Origin of the sequence: Sulfurimonas sp., from assembly GCF_026991475.1 — a bacterium.
Classification (GTDB): Bacteria; Campylobacterota; Campylobacteria; order Campylobacterales; family Sulfurimonadaceae; genus Sulfurimonas.
In genome coordinates this window covers 1-7,193 of sequence record NZ_JALXBK010000037.1, presented here as the reverse complement: position 1 = coordinate 7,193, position 7,193 = coordinate 1, and the positions used below count along the sequence as shown (strand labels likewise).

General features: G+C 34.9%; 7 protein-coding genes and 1 pseudogene. 5 read left to right on the top strand and 3 right to left on the bottom strand.

Annotated features, from left to right (window positions below; all coding sequences use genetic code 11):
* The 3 genes from MV589_RS02620 to MV589_RS02610 all read right to left on the bottom strand — a co-directional run.
* A partial coding sequence (locus MV589_RS02620) for a hypothetical protein (RefSeq protein WP_297431764.1) occupies positions 1–237 on the bottom strand: 237 nt, incomplete at its 3' end.
* Positions 238–509: 272 nt separating this feature from the next.
* Complete coding sequence (locus tag MV589_RS02615; protein ID WP_297431762.1) at positions 510–848, bottom strand: P-II family nitrogen regulator; 339 nt, start codon at positions 846–848, stop codon at positions 510–512.
* A gap of 79 nt (positions 849–927) precedes the next feature.
* Positions 928–2,226 carry an ammonium transporter gene (locus tag MV589_RS02610; RefSeq protein WP_297431760.1) on the bottom strand — a complete coding sequence of 433 codons (1,299 nt, stop codon included), beginning with the start codon at positions 2,224–2,226 and terminating at the stop codon, positions 928–930.
* Positions 2,227–2,400: 174 nt separating this feature from the next.
* On the opposite strand from MV589_RS02610, the gene gyrA reads away from it, so the two are divergent.
* The 5 genes and pseudogenes from gyrA to MV589_RS02585 all read left to right on the top strand — a co-directional run.
* Complete coding sequence (gyrA, locus tag MV589_RS02605) at positions 2,401–4,878, top strand: DNA gyrase subunit A (RefSeq protein WP_297431758.1); 2,478 nt, start codon at positions 2,401–2,403, stop codon at positions 4,876–4,878.
* 64 nt (positions 4,879–4,942) lie between these two features.
* Positions 4,943–5,476, top strand: a complete 534-nt coding sequence (locus MV589_RS02600) for an LPP20 family lipoprotein (RefSeq protein ID WP_297431756.1) — start codon at positions 4,943–4,945, stop codon at positions 5,474–5,476.
* Positions 5,425–5,841, top strand: a complete 417-nt coding sequence (locus MV589_RS02595) for a hypothetical protein (RefSeq protein WP_297431754.1) — start codon at positions 5,425–5,427, stop codon at positions 5,839–5,841. The genes MV589_RS02600 and MV589_RS02595 overlap by 52 nt, the downstream gene beginning before the upstream one ends.
* Positions 5,842–5,855: 14 nt before the next feature.
* Positions 5,856–6,998, top strand: coding sequence for a sigma-54-dependent transcriptional regulator (locus tag MV589_RS02590; RefSeq protein WP_297431752.1), 1,143 nt, complete (start codon positions 5,856–5,858; stop codon positions 6,996–6,998).
* Between the two features lie 10 nt (positions 6,999–7,008).
* A pseudogene (locus tag MV589_RS02585) lies at positions 7,009–7,193 on the top strand (aspartate-semialdehyde dehydrogenase); the annotation flags it as partial.

The following is a 7,193-nucleotide window of genomic DNA, read 5'->3' as shown; positions in this document are numbered from 1 at the left end:
AGGTAAAGGCTGCGTTTGTGCGTTCAGTGTTTCTTCTTCTTTTTTTTGCACTTCTTGAACTACTGGCTTTATCTCTGGCTTCTTTTTAATCTCCGCAACATGTACTATCTTTTTTTTCTTTATCTCTCTCTTCTTTTTCACTCTTTTTGGAGCTTTTTTATGCACCTTTTTATGAATTATTTTCTTATGCACTCTTTTTTTCTCTTTTTTTACAGGCTGACAAACTTTTTTCTGCACTGTCTTTGTACTCTCTTTTTTAATTGATTGTAAATTTATACAAATTCGTTTCTCTTTAAATGCTATCTTTTTAGGTAGATACTCTGAATATAAGAGAATAATTCCTCCAAAGAGCAAAAGATGAATGAACAAAGAAAAAAAAAGAGATTTTGAGTGATTTGTCATAGTAGATATAGTAACAAATTTTATGTTACAGAAGTGTTAAAAAAGAAACTATATTTGAGAAAATTTACATAGCGTTGAGGCTATGTAAATAGAGAAGAAATTAAGAACTATATAGCCTCTTCGTCAGTTTCACCTGTACGAATTCTAATGATTTGTTCAATATCACTTACGAAAATTTTACCATCACCAATTTTACCAGTTCTAGCAGCTTCAACAATAGTAGAAGTTACTTGGTCTACTACATCTTCTGCAACAATCATTTCCATTTTGATTTTTGGTAAAAAATCTACAACATACTCCGCACCACGATAAAGTTCACTGTGTCCTTTTTGACGGCCATATCCTTTTACTTCACTTACAGTCATACCATCAATACCAATTTCAGCAAGTGCATCTTTTACATCTTCAAGTTTAAAAGGTTTAATAATAGCTTCTACTCTTTTCATTTTGATTACTCCAAATTTTATTATTTTCAGATTGTAACTCTATTTAGTTACAAAATCAAGTACTAATCCCAAAAAGAGATTAGTGATTCATATAGCTTTCACCATGTACAGACTCATCAAGTCCCATAGCTTCACTCTCTTCATCAACACGGCTTCCACCAGTTAATGCAGTCGCAATATAGTAAACAACTACAGTACCAACAAGAGTAAAGAGGCCAATTGCAACTACAGATTCAACTTGAACCATAAATTGTCCCATTCTATCACCAGACTCTTTAAGCGGACCATCCCATAGTAAGTCACTATCTTTTACTGCTAAAAGACCAGTTGCTAAGGCACCAAAAAGACCTGCTAAAAAGTGAACACCAAATGCATCAAGAGAATCATCATATCCAAGTTTTTTCTTAAGCACTGTAACACCCCAGAATGCAAATAGAGTTCCAACAATACCAATAATGAATGCACCACCAACACTTACAAAACCAGCCGCAGGAGTTATGGCAACTAAACCAGCAACAGCACCAGTAGCGATACCTAAAAGTGTAGGTTTTTTATAAACAAACCACTCAGCAAGCATCCATGTAATTGCAGCGATTGCAGTTGCAACAGTAGTAGTAAGAAGAGCAAGACCAGCAATAGCGTTCGCACCAAATGCACTCCCTGCATTAAATCCATACCAACCAAACCATAATAGAGCTGCACCAAGCGCAGTTAAAAGTACAGTAGCAGGCTTCATAGCAGATCTAGGATATCCAGCGCGTTTACCAACTAAAATAGCTAGAACAAGTCCAGCCAAACCACCATTCATATGAACAACAGTACCACCAGCGAAATCTAATGCACCAAGTTTCATGAGGATTCCTCCACCCCATACCATATGTGCAATAGGAGCATAAACAACAAGTCCCCAAATAGCTACAAACACAAGCCATGTAGAAAACTTAATACGCTCAATCACTGAACCAGATGCAATTGCAACTGTAATAGCAGCAAAAGTACCTTGAAAAGCAACAAATACATAAGTAGGATAAGTTCCACTTAAATCAGTCCACTTAATACCATCTAAGAAAACATTACTAAATCCACCCATAATATTTTGAACAGCAGATGATGAGGCTGTACCAAACGCAATAGAATAACCAGCAACAATCCATACAACAAACGCAACAACAAATGCTCCAAAAACCATTGCATAAGTATTAAGTACATTCTTACTTCTAGTCATACCAGCGTAAAAAAGAGCAAGACCTGCAGGTGTCATAAGCAATACTAATGCTGTAGACATCATCATCCACGCTGTATCTCCTGTATCTAGTTTGTCTTTAGCCATTGCTAAAGATGGTAAAGCCAGCAATAAGGCTACTAACCATTTCTTCATAAGAATCCTTTTGAGTTAATTTTCAGTTATAAGTATAGAATAAATTTTCTACTTAAGATTAAAACTACTGCCTATTTTTTAATCAATCTCCTTTACCTAAAATTTTTTTTTTATTAAACATTTTATTAAGCCATAAAAGTGTAGAATAGGAGAATTTAATTTTTAGGTGTTTTAATGGGCAACTTGTTACATAATGGTGAAATACAAACTATAAATATAGAAGAGACGCTTCAAAACTCTTATTTAGACTACTCAATGAGTGTTATTGTTGGGCGTGCACTTCCTGATGTAAGAGACGGGCTAAAACCTGTACACAGAAGAATACTCTATGCAATGGATAAACTTAACCTCTCTTTTGGTGCAAAATACAAAAAATCTGCTCGTATCGTCGGTGATGTAATTGGACAGTACCATCCACATGGTGATACTGCTGTTTATGATGCACTCGTTCGTATGGCTCAAGATTTTTCTATGCGTATGGAGCTTGTTGACGGACAAGGAAACTTCGGTTCAGTTGATGGTGATTCTGCGGCTGCTATGCGTTATACAGAAGCGCGTATGACAAAATATGCCGGTGAACTTCTCAAAGATTTAGAGAAAAACACAGTAAATATGATAGACAACTACGATGCAACTACAAAAGAGCCTGATGTTATGCCAACTCGCGTTCCAAATCTCCTTATAAATGGTTCTTCAGGAATTGCAGTTGGTATGGCTACAAATATTCCACCGCATAATCCTACTGAGATTATGAATGGACTCAAAGCACTCCTTGCAAATCCAAACATTACACTTCCTGAGATTATGGAGCATATCAAAGCACCAGACTTTCCAACTGGTGGTATCATTTTTGGTAAAAAAGGAATTATGGATGCATATGAAACTGGTCGTGGACGTATAAAAGTCCGTGCCAAAACACATATTGAGCAGAGTGCTAAAAAAGAGATTATTGTTATTGATGAACTTCCATACCAAGTCAATAAATCTCGCCTTATAGAAAATATTGCAAATCTTGTAAAAGATAAAATGATAGATGGTGTCTCACTTATTCGTGATGAGTCTGACCGTGATGGTATGCGTGTCGTTATTGAACTTAAACGCGATGCAATGAGTGAAATAGTTTTAAACAATCTTTATAAACAGACGGCTATGCAAACTACCTTTGGTATTATTATGCTATCTATATTAAATCAAGAACCTAGAATCTTTGGAATCATAGATATTTTAAAACATTTTATAAATCACCGTAAAACTATCATCATTCGTCGTACTATTTTTGATCTTGAAAAAGCAAAAGCTCGTGCACACATTTTAGAAGGTTTGAAAAAAGCGATTGATATTATTGATGAAGTTATTCGTGTTATTCGTGCTTCAGAGAATGAAGAAGCAGCACGCGAAAATCTTGTAAGCGAATTTGACTTTAGCCCTATCCAAGCACAAAGCATTGTTGCTATGAGACTTGGACGTTTAACTGGTCTTGAGATAGAAAAAATTGAAAATGAGCTTGCTGAGCTTATGAAACTCATCAACTACTTAGAATCTATTTTAAAAAGTGAAGCAGTTTTACATGGTATTATCAGTGAAGAGTTTGATGAAGTGCTATCTACATATACTACACAAAGAAGAACTGAAATTGAAGATGACTATGACGATATTGACATTGAAGACCTGATTCCTAATGAACCTATGGTAGTGACAATTACACATAGAGGTTACATCAAGCGTGTACCACTTGTAAATTATGAAAAACAAAAACGTGGTGGTAAAGGAAAAACTGCTGTTACCACTTATGAAGATGATTTTATTGAAAATTTCTTTACTTGTAACACACATGACACACTTCTTTTTGTAACAGATCGAGGACAACTTCACTGGTTAAAAGTTTACAAAATTCCAGAAGGAAGCAGAACAGCAAAAGGGAAAGCAGTAGTAAATCTTATAAATCTCGTAGCAGATGAACAGATTCAATCTATCATTCCTACAACTGACTTTAGTGAAGATAAATCTTTAGTCTTCTTCACCAAAAATGGTATTGTAAAAAGAACAAACTTAAGCGAATTTAACAACATTAGAAGTAATGGTGTAAGAGCTATTGTACTTGATGATGATGACGCACTTATTACTGCAAAAATTGCTAATCAAGATATAAAATATCTCTTTATCGTTACAAAACTTGCACAATGTATTAAATTTGAAATAGAAAAAACACGAGAACAAGGACGTTCCACTCGTGGTGTAAGAGGTATTAAGTTCAAACATGAGGGTGATGAAGTCGTAGATGCAAACATCATAGCAAGTGATGAGCAAGAGATACTTGTTGTAGCAGAAAAAGGTATAGGTAAACGTACTAATGCTGGAGAGTATAGACTTACGAATCGTGCTGGTTCAGGTGTTATTGCTATGAAAATGACAACAAAAACAGGTAAGTATATTGTCGGTTGTTTGATGGTTGATGAGGGCATGGATATGATGGCTCTTACAAAAGCTGGAAAAATGATTCGAGTAGATATGCAAACTATTTCAAAATCAAGCAGAAACACTTCTGGTGTCTACATAGTAAAAGGTGATGAAGTTGTAAGCATTTCACGTTGTCCTAAAAAAGAGGAAGATGAAGAAGTAACTCCAGAAGCTCCCTCTTTAGGTTTGGAATAGTAATTGCTACAAAAGCACTATTAAGATATAAAACTGGAGTTTTTCACTCCACTAAGGATAAAAAATGAAGTACTCTTTGATATTGATCTCATTGTTATATATGACTGCGTGTGCTGCACAAGAAAAGAAAGCTGTACCTGAAGTACCAGTAAATAAAGCAGAAACTATTGCTGTACCAAACAACACTACAATAAATGTAACATATAAAGATGAAAAAAAGTCAAAGATGTGCCCAGCAAAAACGCAGCATCCGATGACTAAGCAAAAAAAGGATGTGCTAAGTATTCACGAACCACTTATTATTAGTGTAGTTGGTCAAGGTGTCGCACCAGTTAATACTACTTCACCTGCTCAAGCCTATGCACTTGCAAAACGAGCGGCAACAGCTGATGCTTACAGACTCATCGCAGAGAAAGTAAAAGGTGTTAGTGTAGATGGACAAGACCTCATTAAAAATATGATGGTAAAACGCTCAACTGTAAGAACATCCGTTCAAGCAATGGTAAGAAATGCAAATATTGTTGAAACAACTTTTAAAGATGGTTTATGCGAAGTAGAGATGGAAATCACTCTTTCACACTCAGACTTTGCACAATAATTATTCTCTCTTCATTTGCTTTAAACGCAGGTGAATACCTTATCTCTTATAAATATATAGTCAAAAATGATGTTTTATTTAACGAGAGTTTAGATATATCTAAAAGTATGAAAAAATGCAGAGGTATACCTGCTCAAACGCTTATTTTACCTGCAAATGAACAAAATAATTTTGTAAAATTAATTTCACATCATCGTCAGGAATTTATTGACTATATTCATCAACTAGGGTTAGATATACGTTCCAAAGATACCACTACAAATAACCAAATCAATTCAACTACCATTATTACTCTTAAAACAACATGTTTCAAAGTCGATTTTAATGATAATTTTGTTAAAATTTCGCATCTAAAACAGCCATAGAACTAGGACTTTAATTGAAAATTGCAATAGTAGAAGATGATATTAATATGCGAAAATCTCTTGAAATTGCAATGAGCGATTATAAAGAGTATGAGATAGTCACATTTAAAAATGCAGTGGATGCATTGAAAAAATTAGATGACAGTTTCGAGTTAGTTATTACAGACATTAATATGCCTAAAATGGATGGCATAGAGTTTGTAAAAGAGTTAAATGGCAGATATGAAATCATAATTATGACTGGGAACGCAACACTTAGCAGAGCTATAGAGTCTATTCACCTTGGGGTAAAAGATTTTTTACTCAAGCCCTTTGATGTAGATACTTTAGTTGCCGCAATAGAGAGAGAGGCAAAGGTTCTCAATGCCAAAAAGAAATCTTCTAAAAGTAACAAAAAAAGTGTAAAAGATTTTTTAGCTTCATCTCTCTCTTTGGACAAAGTTATCACAATAGCAAGTAAAGCAGCAAAAACAGATGCAAGCGTGCTTCTACTTGGTGAGAGTGGTGTGGGAAAAGAGGTTTTTGCTTCATATATCCATAAAAATTCACTCCGTGCGAAAAAGCCTTTTGTTGCTATTAATATGGCAGCAATACCTGAAAATCTTATAGAGAGTGAGCTTTTTGGTTTTGAAAAAGGTGCATTTACAGATGCACAAGAGGCAAAAGCAGGACAATTTGAGCTTGCTAATGGTGGCACTCTCTTTTTAGATGAAATTGCAGAGATGCCTTATGGTGTCCAAGCAAAACTGCTTCGTGCTTTGCAAGAGAAAGAAGTACGGCGTTTAGGTGCATCAAAAGCAACTAAGATTGACATAAGAGTCATCTCTGCTACAAATGCAAATTTACAAACAAAAATAGAAAATGGGGAGTTTAGAGAAGATTTATACTATAGGCTAAATACAATTCCACTCAACATCCCTCCCCTTCGAGAGAGAAAAGAGGAAATTTTACCAATTGCAAACGCAATGGTTGCACAAAATTGTGTAAAATACGGCTTTGAAATAAAAACCTTTTCTGATGATGCAAGAGATGAACTGCTTACATATAATTGGCCAGGAAATATAAGAGAGTTACTCTCTGTAGTTGAACGCTCAGTAATACTAAGCGAAAATCAAGAGATACAAAAAGATGAACTTTTTTTAGATACTAGAAAATAGGAGATAATAGATGAAAAAATATAATGTTGCAGTTGTTGGTGCAAATGGTGCAGTTGGTGAAGAGATACTAAGAGTGTTAGAAGAGATTGACTTTCCTTTGGCAAAACTTGTGCCACTAGCAAGTGCAAGAAGTGTTGGAAAACAGGTAGAATTTAATGGTAAAAACTTAGACATCATAGAACTCACAGAAGATGT